The organism is Devosia sp. 919 (assembly GCF_013185965.1).
In the GTDB taxonomy this organism is placed as follows: Bacteria; Pseudomonadota; Alphaproteobacteria; order Rhizobiales; family Devosiaceae; genus Devosia.
On sequence record NZ_JABAOL010000001.1, the window covers coordinates 2,767,620 to 2,781,699 of the forward strand.

The window sequence follows — 14,080 nt, forward strand, 5'->3', positions numbered from 1 at the left end:
TCCAGATCCGTCAGTGCACTTCGCTCAAAAGCTTGCTGGCAGCGGCCCTGGCTTCCTCGGTAACCTTGGCGCCGGCGAGCATGCGCGCTACTTCCTCGCGTCGCGCCGGAGTATCCAGCGGTTTGACATGCGTGCGGACAAAGGCGCCCTCTTCTACCGCCTGCTTCTCGATCAGAAGATGCCGTTGAGCACGGGCGGCAACCTGGGGAGCGTGGGTCACGGCCAGGACCTGCACCTTGTTGGCCAGGCGCGCCAAGCGCCGCCCAATGGCGTCTGCCACCGCGCCGCCGACGCCGGTGTCGATTTCGTCAAAGATCAGCACCGGCGCCGAACCACGATCGGCCAGCACCACTTTGAGCGCCAGAAGGAAGCGGCTGAGCTCGCCCCCTGAGGCAACCTTGAGCAGCGGCCCGGGCATGGTGCCCGGATTGGTTTGCACATGAAAGGCGATCTGGTCGTAGCCAGACGCCATGAGCCGGCTTTCATCGATCTGGTGATCGACGATGAAGCGTGCCGAACCCAGCTTCAAATCCGGCAACTCGGCGCCCACGGCCGCGCCCAGTGCCCCGGCAGCCTCGGCCCGACTAGCACTGAGAGCCTTGGCATGGCTGCGGTAGAGCGCTTCAGCCTGCGCCGCCGCGGCTTCAAGGGAGGCCAGTCGGCTTTCCCCACTTTGCAGGGTCTCCAGGTCAGCGGAGAACCGCGCCAGCACGGCTGGCAGGTCATCGCAGCTGGTCTGGTGCTTTCGTGCTGCAGCGCGCAGGGCAAACAAGCGCTCTTCCACGCCCTCCAACTCGGCCGGATCAAACGCCATCTCACGCTTGAGCTCTTCAAGCGCATCGGCGGTACGATCAAGCGCAATTAACGAGTTGTCGAGCGCATCAACAATGGGCTGGAACAGGTCTGCCCCACCGTCGATCTTGCGGAGTAAGCGGCGCATCAGCCCGGCAAGGGCTGGCGCCGGAGCCATGGGTCCGTTGATCAACTCGTCAATTTCCCCGACCTCGGCGGCCGAACGCTCAAGCTGCTGCAGATGTTGCCGGCGCTCGGACAACTCTTCTTCCTCGCCGACCTGCGGTGCGAGCTTGGAGAGCTCTTCGACAGTGTGACGGGCGAAGTCCTCCTCTGCCAACGCCGCCGCAACCAAGGCTTTCTGCTCCTTGACCGCAGCTTGTGCATCGGCGAGTTCCTGCCAGGCGTCCCGGACCAGAGCCGCTTGGGTGTCCAATTCCCCAAAGGCGTCGAGCGCCGCGCGGTGGGTTGCGACATCCACCAGAGCGCGGTCATCGTGCTGGCCATGGATTTCCACGATCTGCGAGCCAACGCGTTGCAGGAGCGCAGCCGACACCGGCTGATCATTGATAAAGGCTCGGGTGCGGCCATCGGCATATTGCACCCGCCGCAGGATCACATCTTCGTCGTCGGGAATGGCATTGTCGCGCAGCGCCGCACGAGCGGGGTGATCGGCCGCAAGTTGCAGGACGGCGACAACCTGACCGTTCTCGCTGCCGCGGCGCACCAGCGAAGCGTCCCCTCGCCCACCGAGAGCAAGCGTAAGCGCATCAAGCAGGATCGACTTGCCGGCGCCGGTCTCGCCGGTAAGAACCGTCATGCCGGCGCCCAGCGCCAGATCAAGCTGATCGATAAGGACAATGTTGCGAACCGAAAGCGCGTTCAGCATTCCCGGAAATCCCAAGCTCCACCCAGACCGGCACCGCTGCGCGGCATGGCCGGCAAATAATCGGGGCACGCCAGCAAACTAGCGCGCCCCGGAACAAACAAGCAACACTTTAGTTAGTTACTTGCGCAGCGAACTCATCCAGCTGCCGCTTCCCATGGCAGGAGCTAGACCCTGCTGGCCCAGTTTTTTGAAGGCTTCCTGGTACCAGGTGCTGGAGGGATAGTTGTGTCCAAGCACAGCCGCTGCGGTTTTTGCCTCATTGACGAGACCGAGCAGGAGATAGGCCTCGGTCAGGCGATAAAGCGCTTCCTCGATATGGGTCGAGGTCTGGTGTTCTTCCACAACCACCCGGAAGCGATTGATCGCGGCCGTGTACTGGCCGTTGCCGAGATAATAGCGGCCAACCGACATTTCCTTGCCAGCGAGTTGGTCATAACCGACCAGCAGCTTTTCCTTGGCGTCTTCGGCGTAAGGCGACTTGGGATAGTTGGCGATCAGCAGATTATAGGTGTCGATGGCATCGCGCGACAATTGCTGGTCGCGAGTGATGTCCTTGATCTGCCCGTAATAGGAGTTGCCCTTGAGATAGAGCACGTAAGGAACGTCCTTGCCGTTCGGATAAAGGGCAAGGAAGCGGTCGGCGGCGAGGATCGCTTCAGCGAACTTGCCGATGCGGTAATGCGCATAGACCTGCATCAGCTTGCCCTTTTCCGCCAAGGGCGAATTGGGGTGCTGGCGCTCCAGGCGCTCAAGCTGGGTCACAGCCGTGTTGTAGCGCTGCGCGTCCATATTATCGAGAGCCTGCTGATACAGCGACTCCGCCGGGATGATCGGCTCTTCCTTGGCCTTAGGGGGCCCGAACAGGTTCATGCCCGAGCAGCCCGTAAGCGCCACGACCATGACGCCAACTGAAAGCAACCGGACTGTCCGGCTAGCGCGACCACCAAAAGCAACAACTGTCACGAACTGTCCCGTCCTTACACGTACCGCTGCTGCGGCGTAGATAGAAAATGGATCAAAACTGTGGCCGTGCCGGCCACGAAGAATTAACGCACCGAACGCAGGTAATGATTGACAGCCAGACCATCAGGTTGATCGTCAAACGCCTCGAACTCGAGCGGCAATGCCTCGGCGCCCACTATTTCATAGTTGGCTTCGCTCGAAAATAGCCCAGCCAGAACATGGGCGTTCAAGGCATGGCCACCCTTATAGGAGCGGAACCGGCCCCAGATCGGCAAGCCACCGAGTGACAGGTCGCCGATGGCATCGAGCAGCTTGTGACGGACGAATTCGTCCTCGTAGCGCAAGCCGCCGGGATTGAGGATCTTGTCCTCATGGACGGTGATGGAATTGTCGAGACTCGAGCCCATGGCGTAGCCGGCCTGGCGCAGGATCTTGGCGTCGCGAACGAAACCGAAGGTACGGGCACGCGAAACGTCGTCGTAGTACCGGCGTGGCGTCCAGTCGAAGATCATGCGCTGGCGGCCGATGACCTTGCTGTCGAAATCAATCTCGAGATCGAGGGCGCGGCCGTTATAGGGCTCGAGCGCGGCAAAGGAGTCGTTGTTGCGCACGGTAACGGCGCGCATGACCTTGAGGAACTTGCGCTGGGCCGGCTGGATTTCGAGCCCTGCTTCCAGAATCGCCTGGGCGAACGGGAATGCACTGCCATCAAGAATGGGGCATTCCGGGCCGTCCAGAGTGATCAAGGCATTGTCGACGCCCATGCCCGACAGAGCCGAGGTCACATGCTCGATGGTGGCGACGCTGACGCTGTCGCCCAGATCGAGCGTGGTGCAAAGCGTGGTGCGGGTAATGCGTGAGAAATGCACCGGAACGGGCTTGGTCACCCTTCCGTCGCTCATTTCGCGGCAAATCAGGAACCCGCTATCGACGGGCGCGGGGCCCAGGGTAAGCGTAACGGGCTGTGCCCCGTGAACACCATATCCAGCAAAGGACAGGGTGGATGACAGGGTGCGCTGGCGCGTGGACAGTTTATTCATACTCGGGATCACTCCACCCCAGCGGGGTACGCGGAAACTGTTAGCCAAAAAAAACTCGGTGCGGAAGCCGCACCGAGTGATGTTGGATGCTCGCTACAAGGAACCGTTAACCGTGCTTGCGCAGGAAAGCGGGGATCTCAAGATGCTCTTTCTGAGGCGCAGGAGCGGGCTGGCGACCATGCGGATCAAGAGCGCCGCGCGCACCTTCAGCAGCAGCCGGAACCCGCGAAGCCCTTGGGCCGCCTGCCTCAATCGCGCTGCGAGCAGCGGCATCATCGGCTCCGGAATAGACCGCTTCGTCGCGTCCGCCTTCAGCGGTTTGACCCAGGCTCAGGCCCACATTGGAGGCCAAACGCTTGAACAAGGCACGGGCATTGCGGGGTTCGGCGTCCTGCCTTTCCTGCGGCTCCTGTGACCGGCGCGCAACAATTGGAAGCTCCTCAGTGCGGGGCATCCGGCGCTGACCTTCGGGGCGAGCGGCGTGCGAAGGCACATAAACGCTCGGCACCGGCGATTCTTCAGGCATTGCGGGCTCGTCCATCTCGTCGATGGCCTGGGCCGAAGGGATATAGGGCTCCACCATCACACCATCATCGTCATGGCCGCTATAAGCGGGGGCTGGCGCTTCATGGGAGATAGCCTCGGCCACCGCAGCTTCGACCTGATGCTCGATCTGCTGCTGAACAACGCCCTGGGCGCTACGCTCGGCGGCAATACGGGTCGGCTCGACGGGAACATGACGCTTTACCGAAAGCGGCGTGCGCGAAGCATGGGGCTTTGCGGGCTCAAGCGCCTGCACCATGGTTGCATCGGTGCCGGTCGCCACGACGGAGACGCGGATCGTGCCGGTCAGATCGGGATCATAGGTTGCACCCAGGATGATGTTGGCATCCGAGTCGACTTCCTCGCGGATGCGGCTGGCAGCCTCGTCCACTTCGTAAAGGGTCAGGTCAGGGCCGCCGGTGATCGAGATCAGCAGGCCACGTGCACCCTGCATGGACACATCGTCCAGCAGCGGATTGGCAATGGCAGCTTCGGCAGCGTGACGCGCACGGTCTTCGCCCGATGCTTCGCCGGTACCCATCATCGCCTTGCCCATGCCGCGCATCACGGCGCGAACGTCGGCGAAGTCGAGGTTGATGAGGCCTTCCTTGACCATCAGATCGGTGATGCAGGCGACGCCCGAGAACAGCACCTGATCTGCCATCGCGAAGGCGTCGGCGAAGGTGGTCTTTTCGTTGGCAACCCGGAACAGGTTCTGGTTGGGGATAACGATCAGGGTGTCGACATGGCGGTGCAGCTCATCGATGCCGTCTTCAGCCAGACGAGCGCGACGATTGCCTTCGAACGAGAACGGCTTGGTGACCACGCCAACCGTCAGGATGCCCTGCTCACGAGCGGCCCGAGCCACAACCGGTGCCGCACCGGTGCCGGTACCGCCGCCCATGCCCGCGGTGATAAACACCATGTGCGAGCCCGAGAGGTGATCGTTGATCTCGTCCCAGCTTTCTTCGGCTGCGGCGCGACCGACTTCCGGGTGCGAGCCGGCACCCAAGCCTTCGGTAACGCCGACACCCAACTGGATGATGCGCTGTGCCTTGCTGAGGGCGAGAGCCTGTGCGTCGGTGTTGGCAACGACGAAGTCGACGCCATCGAGCCCAGACTCGATCATGTTGTTAACGGCGTTGCCGCCGGCGCCACCACATCCGAATACGGTGATGCGGGGCTTAAGTTCCTGAATATCTGGGATCGTGAGGTTGATGGTCATTAGGGGCCCCATAGTGGCTTGGTTGGTAAAGATTTACCTCCCAAATCGTTAACGGGCACCTAACAACTGTCCCATTGCCGTTAACCCTCATGCAAAATGCAACACTTCCCCGCTCTCTGGAGACCAGGGGACATGCGGCGTTTCAGGCCGGCTTTCAGCTTCACGAAAACGAGATGGTAAACGGCGCCAGGGCGGCTGAAACGTGCCGAATCTCCGCTCGACCGGAGGTCAGCGGCTGCGACATGGGGCAAGGATCGCCTCGGTGCCGGTCGTCCGGCGAAAGGGTATAGGTGAAGCAAGCCTTGCCCCATGCTATCCCGGAGACTCTATGGAAAGGACCGTCCTCGGCTTAAGCCCGTGCCGAAAGACAAACCCGGGGGCTCAAATCGGGTCACAGATCATCCTTTAAACCACAGGACATGGAGCGACCCCCATGCCATCCGGCCTCCTCATGCCGACCGTTCGTCGCGACCGCGCAGTTGCGCATGAAGATGGGGCAACAATAACCGAGCTTTTGGCACCGGGGATAAATTGAGTCGCCGGGCAGCGGAGGCTGCCCGGCCAACCACGCTAAAAGCTGGCCTTCAGCCAGTGCCCGACCCGCGCCAGGTAACCATCGGTGCCGGTCAGCTTGCTGGCGCCGCGCGGCTCGGCATATTCATGCGAGCACACCTGCGGGTAAATCAGCATGCCGGCAACGGTCGCGAAGGCTGCGCCCTTGGCCATCTCCGGCAGCCCCGCGATTCCCATCGGCCGGCCATTGCGCACATTGCGTGCGAGCACGCGTCGCGCGACTTCGGGCAGGCCCGTCATTTCGCTGGCGCCGCCAGTCATCACGAAACGCCGCCCGCACATATCCATCATGCCCGTGGCTTGCATGCGATCGCGGATGGCCGTCAGGATTTCTTCGATTCTCGGACGCATGATCCGGGTCAGCACGGAACGAGCCACCTGCCCCGGCGCCTCATCGTGAGTCGCGCCCACCGGTTGGATGGGAATCATGTCGCGTTCATCGGCCTGGCCGGGCAGCACCGAGCCATAAAGCGTCTTCAGGCGCTCGGCATCGGCAACGCTGACCGAGAGCTGGCGCGCAATATCCAGAGTCAGATGATGCCCGCCAATCGCGATCGCGTCGGCATAGCAAAGATGGCCTTCGTTGAAGACCGAAACGGTCGTCGTCGCGCCGCCGAAATCCAGGCAGGCCACACCGAGCTGGGCTTCATCATCAACCAGGGTCGCCAGACCCGAGGCATAGGGCGTGGCGACCAACGCTTCGATCTGCAGATGGCAGCGATGCAGCACCAGTTCGAGATTGCGCATGGCAAGGGTTTCCGAGCTCACCACCGCCACGTCGACGCCGAGCTTGTCGCCGACCATGCCCTTGGGATCCTGGATGCCCTTTTGGCCATCGAGCGAATAGCCGATGGGCAAGGCATGGATGATGGAGCGCTCGGGGCGAACGCTGCGCTCGTTAACGGCGCGCAACACGCGTTGCAGATCGGCCTTTTCGACTTCCTGGCCATCAAGCGAGACGGCTGCGGAGAAGGTTTCCGAGCCGAGCCGGCCGGCAGTGACATTGACGAGCACCGACTCCAGCGTCAGCCCGGCGGCGCGCTCGGCCATGCCCACCACAGAGCGAATGGCCTGCTCGGCCTTCTCAATATCGGTGACGACCCCGCTCTTGACGCCCGAGGACGGGCCATACCCAAAGCCGATGACCTCGGCCTTGTGCGAGCGGCCCTTGAGCGACTTGCCTTCCGGCCGGGGCGACAAACGCGCAATCACGCAACAAATCTTGGTGGAGCCGATGTCGAGCACCGCCACAAGCGTGGTGCGCCCGGGCTGAAGGGGACGAAGCCGCGAAGTCATGGCATCGGTCATCATGGTTTCTTGGTTTCTTTTTCTTCTTCGATCTCGGCCGGCCGGACTGCCACGAGGCTATCCACGCGCAAATCGATCACGGTGACGTCGCGGTCGAGGAGCTGGTATTCAGTTTGATACATATCGAGCTTGCGCAGCGCCTGGGCGACGCCAAGCTCGGGCAATTGCACGCGCAAGCCGGTTTCGTAGATCATGTCCCAGCGGCGGTCGGCGATGCGCGACAGGGCCACCAGACCCTCCTGCAGCACCGGATATTGCTGCAAGGCCCGGATCATCACGAGGGCATCATCCGCCGCGCCATCGCCCACGACGAGGGGCAGATCGCCATAAGCACCAGCATCTTCGCCGATCTGGTCGCCCTGGGCATCCACCACAAAGGTCACGCCATCCACGCGCCAACGCGCCACCGGTACCTTTTCAGTGATGGTGACGACGATGTCACCAGGCAGGCCCTTGCGGACACTGACGGCTTCTACCGAAGGCAGCTCGGCAATGCGCAGGCGGGCCGCTTCGACGTCAAAGGCGACGGTCGAGGTGTAGGGCTGCACGCCAAGGGCATCGAAGACGTCCTGCTCGCGCGTCAGGGCTTGGCCCGTGATCGAGATTTCACCAATGGCAAAGCCGGCAGCGGCAGCCTGCCCTTGCGCCAGCTCGCCAAGGGTGGCCATCCCCAGCCCGATCGGCTCGCGGACCTGCCACACACCCAGCCCAATGGCGAGCAGCGCCATAGCGCTGGCGGCCCGCACGAGGGCGTGGCGGTGCAGCACCCAGGCGCGGCCCACAATATTGGCCAGCTTGCGCCGGGGCGGTCGCATGCGAACAGGCAGCTGGCGCGGATTGACCACCCGCGCTCCGGCGAAAAACGCCTCGCTTTTTACCTGTTGCAACTCGCGTCCTCCACCAACCAGGTGACCAGTTCTTCGAAGGAATGCCCGGCGTGAGCCGCTTGTTCGGGCGCCAGCGAAGTGGGGGTCATTCCCGGCTGGGTGTTGATTTCAAGGCAGACCAATTCACCATCTTCGCCTGCCGCGTCGTTGAAGCGGAAGTCGCTTCGGGTAATCCCGCGACACCCCAACGCCGCATGGGCAAGCAGGCTCATCTTCTGCACTTTGTCGTAAATTTTCGGTGAAATTTGCGCCGGCAGCACATGATGTGATCCGCCGGCGGAGTATTTCGCCTCGTAGTTGTAGAAGGCCAGATCGGTGACGATCTCGGTGACGCCAAGGGCTACATCGCCCATCACGGCACAGGTCAGCTCGCGCCCAGGGATATAGCGCTCGACCATCAGCTCTTCGCCGCCCTTCCAGTCTTCGCCCAGTATCTCCTGGGGCGGATGGGACTGGTCAGCCTTGACGATCAGGATGCCAAAGCTCGAACCATCGGCGACGGGCTTGACCACATAGGGCGCGGGCATGACATGGGCGCGGCCCACTTCGGCGCGGCTCGCCACCACATGGTCGGTCACCGGCACGCCGGCGGCCTTGAGCATGATCTTGGTCTGGTGCTTGTCCATGGCCAAGGCCGAAGCCAAAACGCCCGAATGGGTATAGGGAATGCGCAGGAATTCGAGCACCCCCTGGATGGTGCCATCCTCCCCGTAGCGGCCATGCAGGGCATTGAAGGCGACATCGGGCGCGATCTCGCGGAGCTGTTCGGCGACGTCATAGCCGACATCGACCTCGGTCACCTGGTAGCCGACGCGGCGCAGGGCTTCGGCACAGCCCTTGCCGGAGCTCAGGGATACGGGACGCTCATTGGACAGGCCGCCCATAAGGACGGCAATATGCTTGGCCATCAAATTGCTCCAGGAACAGCGAACGCGACGGGGTGGCTCACTGGGGATCCTCCCCCATAAGCGCGCCGAGTTCCGCCGGCAGCGCGGCGGCCCATTGCGTAATGTTGCCGGCGCCCAAACACACCACATAGTCGCCCTTGGCCACCCGGCTGGCGAGCAGCGGCGCAAGGGCTTCGGCGCGGTCGATCACGCGAGCATCGCGGTGGCCGCGGGCGCGGATACGGTTGACCAGCTCGTCGTGCGTAACGCCTGGGATAGGCTGCTCGCCGGCGGCGTAGACCGGAGCGACAATCACCGTGTCGGCGTCGTTGAAGCAGGCAGAGAAGTCGTCGAACAGGTCCTGCAGGCGCGAATAGCGATGCGGTTGGACCACGGCGATAACGTCGCGCTTGGTGGATTGGCGGGCCGCGCGCAGCACCGAGGCGATCTCGACGGGATGGTGGCCGTAATCATCGATCACGGTGACGCCGCCGACGACGCCGGTCTTGGTAAAGCGGCGCTTGACCCCCGAAAAGCCCTTGAGGCCCTTGCGGATGGCTTCGGCCGGAACATGCAGCTGGTCGGCCACAGCGATGGCGGCGGTAGCGTTGAGGGCGTTATGTTCGCCCGGCATGGGCAGTTCGAGCCCATCAATGCGCAACTGGGTCAGGCGGATGCGGTCGCGGATCTCGACGGAGAACTTGCTGACGCCGTCCACGGTTTCCAGGTCCACGAGGCGCACATCGGCCTGCGGATTGGTGCCATAGGTGATGACGCGGCGATCGCGGATCTCGCCGACCAGCGCCTGCACTTCGGGGTGATCGAGGCACATCACCGCAAAGCCATAAAAAGGGACGTTCTCGACGAAGTTGTGGAAGGCGCGCTTGACGCCTTCGAAGTCGCGGTAATGGTCGAGATGTTCGGGATCGATATTGGTGACGACGACGACGTCGGCCGGCAACTTGACGAAGGTGCCGTCGCTCTCGTCGGCCTCCACGACCATCCATTCGCCCGCGCCCAGCCGGGCATTCGTGCCATACGCATTGATGATGCCGCCATTGATAACGGTGGGATCAAGGTCGCCGGCATCGAGCAGCGTCGCGACCAGGGTGGTGGTCGTGGTCTTGCCATGGGTGCCGCCGATGGCGATGGCGTTCTTGAAGCGCATGATCTCGGCCAGCATCTCGGCGCGCCGAACTACCGGCAGCGCGCGGGCGCGAGCGGCAACCAGCTCGGGGTTGTCCTTCTTGATGGCCGAGGAGACGACGACAACAGCCGCTTCACCGAGATTTTCGGCGCGCTGGCCGACCTCGATGCGGATGCCCATGTCGCGCAGGCGCTGCACATTGGGATTGGCGGCGGCATCCGAGCCCTGCACCACATAGCCTTGATTGTGCAGGATTTCGGCGATGCCACTCATGCCGATGCCGCCGATGCCGACAAAGTGGACCGGCCCGATATTGCGCGGCATTTTCATGGGGTATGTTCCAGTTCTTGAAAGTCTTTGCCCGCCAGCATTTCGGCGAGGTCAGCGAGTTTTTCCACAGCATGGGGCGCGCCCAGCCCCTTGGCCCGGGCCGCTGCGGTGGCAAGAGCCGGAGGGTCGGTCAACAAGGTGGCAAGGCGTGTCGCAAGCGATTGCGGTGAGAGCGTGGCCTGCTCGGCCACCCAGCCGCCCCCGGCCGCTTCGACGGTAAGGGCGTTGTTTTTCTGATCGGCATCGATCGAGCCGGGCAGCGGCACAAGGATTGCGGGGCGCCCGAGGACGCAGAGTTCCGCCACCGTCGATGCACCCGAGCGGGCGATCACCAGATGGGAGGCGGCGATGCGCTCCGGCAGGTCGCCGAAAAAGGCCGCCAGTTCAACATTGACTCGAGCCTTGCGGTAAATTTCGGCCACCCGGTCGAGGTCTTCGGCGCGGCACTGCTGCAGCACCTGCAGGCGCTGGCGCAGGGCTTCGGGCAACTCGGCAATGGCGGCGGGGACGATGTCGGACAGCGCCTTGGCGCCCTGGCTGCCGCCGAACACAACGAGGTGCAACGGCCCCTCGGCATCGGGCGCCGCATAGGGGCGATCGGCAACGGCGCGCACCCGATCACGCACCGGATTGCCGGTGAGCACGGTTTCGATCTGCAGCGCCTCGGCATATTTGGTGCTGGCAAAGCTCAGGGCAAGCAGATCGGCGAAACGCACCAGCGCGCGGTTGGCGCGACCCATTACGGCATTCTGCTCATGCAGGATGCCGGGAATGCCCAGGAGGCTTGCTGCGACGAATGGTGGAAAGGTGGGATAGCCGCCAAAGCCAATAACGGCATCAGGTCGGCTGCGCCGCAGCTTGCGCAGGGCAACGGCAACGCCGCCGCTCAGCTTGACCGCGGCCGCTGCAAACTTCACCGGGTTGCGCGTCGAGGGCGTGGCGGAGGGCACGATGTGGATTTCGCGCGCCGGAAATTCGCTGCCATAGCTTTCCACCCGATGGTCGGTCATCAACTCGATGACGTGACCACGACGGCGCAGTTCCTGGGCCAGGGCCATGGCGGGAAACAGGTGCCCGCCCGTGCCGCCGGCCATCAACATAAACTTTTTCATTCTGCGGGCACCAATGCGCTTTTGTAACTGGGAAGCCCGGTGGCCAGGCGTTCTTCGGGCTTGGTGCGGGTGAAGGCGAGCATCAGCCCCATGCCAAAGGCAATCGCGATCATGGAGGTGCCGCCATAGGACACGAAGGGCAAGGTCATGCCCTTGGGTGGAACGAGGTTGAGGTTCACGGCGAGGTTGATGCCCGACTGCATGGCGAACTGGATTGCGAGCGTCGAGGCAGCAAGGCGGGCGAACAGGCTGCTCTGGCGCTGCGCCCCGAGCATGGCGCGGATAACGATAAAGCCGATCAATCCCACCAAAACCATGCAGAAGAGAATGCCGAACTCACCGGCGGCGGCGGAGAACACATAGTCGGCATGGGCGTCAGGGATGAGCTTTTTGGCAATGGATTCGCCCGGGCCCCGCCCGAACCAGCCGCCTTCCAGCAAGGACTGGAGGGCGCGGTCGATCTGGTAGGTATTGCCACCACCATCGGGGTTGAGGAAGGTATCGATGCGGCGCGAAAAGTGCGGGAAGAACATATAGGCGCCGAACAGCAGCACGGCTGCTACACCGGCCAGGCCAAAGATGATGAACCAGGAAATGCCGGACAGGAACAGCAGCACGGCCCAGGTCGCCAGTACCAGCGCGGTCTGCCCGATATCGGGCTGCAGCAAGAGGCCACAAACGATCACCAGCATGATCACGGTGGCAAGGATCTTGCCCGGCACATTGCGGTGGATCATCGATTCCGAGAACAACCAGGCACCCAGCACGGCAAAGGCCGGCTTGACGAATTCGGATGGCTGAATGGATTGACCCGCCAGGGTGATCCAACGCCGCGCGCCCTTCACTTCCGTGCCCAGCTTCAGGGTCGCCCAGAGCAGGACAACGCTGACACCCAGCGCAATGAGAGCGCCAACCCGCGCCTGCCGGTGGCTCAACAAGGAGGTTGCGACCAGCACGGGCAGCGCCAGGCCACAAAACATGGCGTGGCGAATGATGAAGAACCAAGGGGAAAGCCCGATGCGCTCGGCCACTGGCGGACTGGCGGCAAAGCTCAGCACCATGCCGCAGGTCAGCAACAGGATCAGCGCCCCAAGCAGTTCGCGATCGATCGACCACCACCATTCGGCGATGGGTGTTTTTTCGGCACGGGAAAACATCATGGGCAGTCGGCCTCGCGGCCTCCAGACGGAACACTAGTCCCCATATCTAACCCAGGGATGGTTACCGATTTCCAACTTGCATCGCATTTTGCAACAAGTTGGACAACTGCGGCGCAGCGCCGCCAATTAGCGTAGCTTGAGGGAACTCAACCCGATCAGCGCCAGTACGAAGGAAATGATCCAGAACCGGATCACGACCTGACTCTCGGTCCAGCCCATATGCTCGAAATGGTGGTGGATGGGCGCCATGCGGAACACCCGCTTGCCGGTGAGACGGAACGAGGCGACCTGAACGATCACCGACACGGTTTCCAGCACGAAGAGGCCCCCAATAATTGCAAGGACGATTTCGTGCTTGGTGGCGACGGCGATTGAGCCGAGCGCGCCGCCCAAGGCGAGCGAACCAGTGTCGCCCATGAAGATCTGGGCTGGCGGGGCGTTGAACCACAAAAAGCCGAGGCCGGCGCCAATCAGGGCGCCGCAAACCACCGATAGTTCGGCTGTGCCGGGGACATGGTTAAGCAGCAGGTAATCCGAGAAGACCTGGTTACCCACGAGATAGGCGATCAGGGCAAAGCAGGCCGAGGCAACCATCACCGGCACAATGGCGAGGCCATCCAGCCCGTCGGTGAGGTTAACTGAGTTACCGGCGGCCATGATGACGAAGCCGCCGAACAGCACAAAGAAGATGCCGAGATCGACGGCAAGGCCCTTGGCAAAGGGGAAGAGCAGCGCGTTGGAGAACGCGCCCGGCGAGAGTTGCGAGATGGCATAACAAGCCACAACGCCAATGAGCGCTTCAAGGGCGAGGCGCTGCTTGCCGCCAAAGCCCTTGTGGCTCATGCGCTTGACCTTGAGATAGTCATCGTAAAAGCCGATAGCGCCAAAGCCGACCGTGACGAACAAGACCACCCAGACATAGCCATTGGTGAGGTTTGACCAAAGCAGGGTCGATATAACCGCGCCCGACAGGATCATCAGCCCGCCCATGGTGGGCGTGCCCTTCTTGGTCAGCAGGTGGCCCTGGGGGCCATCTTCGCGGATCGGCTGACCCTTGCCTTGCTTGAGGCGCAGCAAGGAGATCATCCCCGGCCCAAACAGGAACACGAAGAACAAGGCGGTAACCACCGCCCCCGCCGTGCGGAAGGTGATATAGCGGAAGACGTTGAACGCCGCGAGCGTGTCCCCCAACTGGGCAAGAAAGTACAGCATTTTTGGGAGGTG

At 62.6% G+C, this 14,080-nt stretch carries 11 protein-coding genes; all 11 read right to left on the reverse strand.

All coding sequences use genetic code 11. The features are described 5' to 3' along the window. Positions 1 to 10: 10 nt before the first annotated feature. The 11 genes from recN to mraY all read right to left on the reverse strand — a co-directional run bounded on the left by recN (position 11) and on the right by mraY (position 14,068). Positions 11 to 1,681: a DNA repair protein RecN gene (recN, locus tag HRQ64_RS13450; RefSeq protein WP_172123661.1), complete on the reverse strand. Its 1,671-nt coding sequence runs from the start codon at positions 1,679 to 1,681 to the stop codon at positions 11 to 13. Positions 1,682 to 1,798: 117 nt separating this feature from the next. Next, on the reverse strand, positions 1,799 to 2,644 hold the full coding sequence (locus HRQ64_RS13455) for an outer membrane protein assembly factor BamD (RefSeq protein ID WP_127753560.1): 846 nt from the start codon (positions 2,642 to 2,644) through the stop codon (positions 1,799 to 1,801). 83 nt (positions 2,645 to 2,727) lie between these two features. After that, positions 2,728 to 3,684, reverse strand: coding sequence for a UDP-3-O-acyl-N-acetylglucosamine deacetylase (gene lpxC / locus HRQ64_RS13460; RefSeq protein WP_127753561.1), 957 nt, complete (start codon positions 3,682 to 3,684; stop codon positions 2,728 to 2,730). A 106-nt stretch (positions 3,685 to 3,790) separates the two neighbouring features. Further along, on the reverse strand, positions 3,791 to 5,452 hold the full coding sequence (ftsZ, locus tag HRQ64_RS13465) for a cell division protein FtsZ (RefSeq protein ID WP_127753562.1): 1,662 nt from the start codon (positions 5,450 to 5,452) through the stop codon (positions 3,791 to 3,793). Positions 5,453 to 6,022: 570 nt separating this feature from the next. After that, complete coding sequence (gene ftsA / locus HRQ64_RS13470; protein ID WP_127753563.1) at positions 6,023 to 7,336, reverse strand: cell division protein FtsA; 1,314 nt, start codon at positions 7,334 to 7,336, stop codon at positions 6,023 to 6,025. Then, the gene (locus HRQ64_RS13475; protein ID WP_172123662.1) at positions 7,333 to 8,220 is read right to left on the reverse strand and encodes a cell division protein FtsQ/DivIB; all 888 of its coding nucleotides are present in this window, start codon (positions 8,218 to 8,220) and stop codon (positions 7,333 to 7,335) included. Before HRQ64_RS13475 ends, ftsA begins: the two co-directional genes overlap by 4 nt. Further along, positions 8,208 to 9,131: a D-alanine--D-alanine ligase gene (locus tag HRQ64_RS13480; protein WP_172123663.1), complete on the reverse strand. Its 924-nt coding sequence runs from the start codon at positions 9,129 to 9,131 to the stop codon at positions 8,208 to 8,210. Before HRQ64_RS13480 ends, HRQ64_RS13475 begins: the two co-directional genes overlap by 13 nt. A 34-nt stretch (positions 9,132 to 9,165) precedes the next feature. Then, positions 9,166 to 10,584 carry a UDP-N-acetylmuramate--L-alanine ligase gene (murC, locus tag HRQ64_RS13485; protein WP_172123664.1) on the reverse strand — a complete coding sequence of 473 codons (1,419 nt, stop codon included), beginning with the start codon at positions 10,582 to 10,584 and terminating at the stop codon, positions 9,166 to 9,168. Continuing rightward, positions 10,581 to 11,696, reverse strand: coding sequence for an undecaprenyldiphospho-muramoylpentapeptide beta-N-acetylglucosaminyltransferase (gene murG, locus HRQ64_RS13490; protein ID WP_172123665.1), 1,116 nt, complete (start codon positions 11,694 to 11,696; stop codon positions 10,581 to 10,583). The genes murC and murG overlap by 4 nt, the downstream gene beginning before the upstream one ends. Continuing rightward, positions 11,693 to 12,853: a putative peptidoglycan glycosyltransferase FtsW gene (locus HRQ64_RS13495; RefSeq protein ID WP_172125050.1), complete on the reverse strand. Its 1,161-nt coding sequence runs from the start codon at positions 12,851 to 12,853 to the stop codon at positions 11,693 to 11,695. Before HRQ64_RS13495 ends, murG begins: the two co-directional genes overlap by 4 nt. A gap of 129 nt (positions 12,854 to 12,982) precedes the next feature. After that, positions 12,983 to 14,068, reverse strand: a complete 1,086-nt coding sequence (mraY, locus tag HRQ64_RS13500) for a phospho-N-acetylmuramoyl-pentapeptide-transferase (RefSeq protein ID WP_127753568.1) — start codon at positions 14,066 to 14,068, stop codon at positions 12,983 to 12,985. Positions 14,069 to 14,080: the final 12 nt, after the last annotated feature.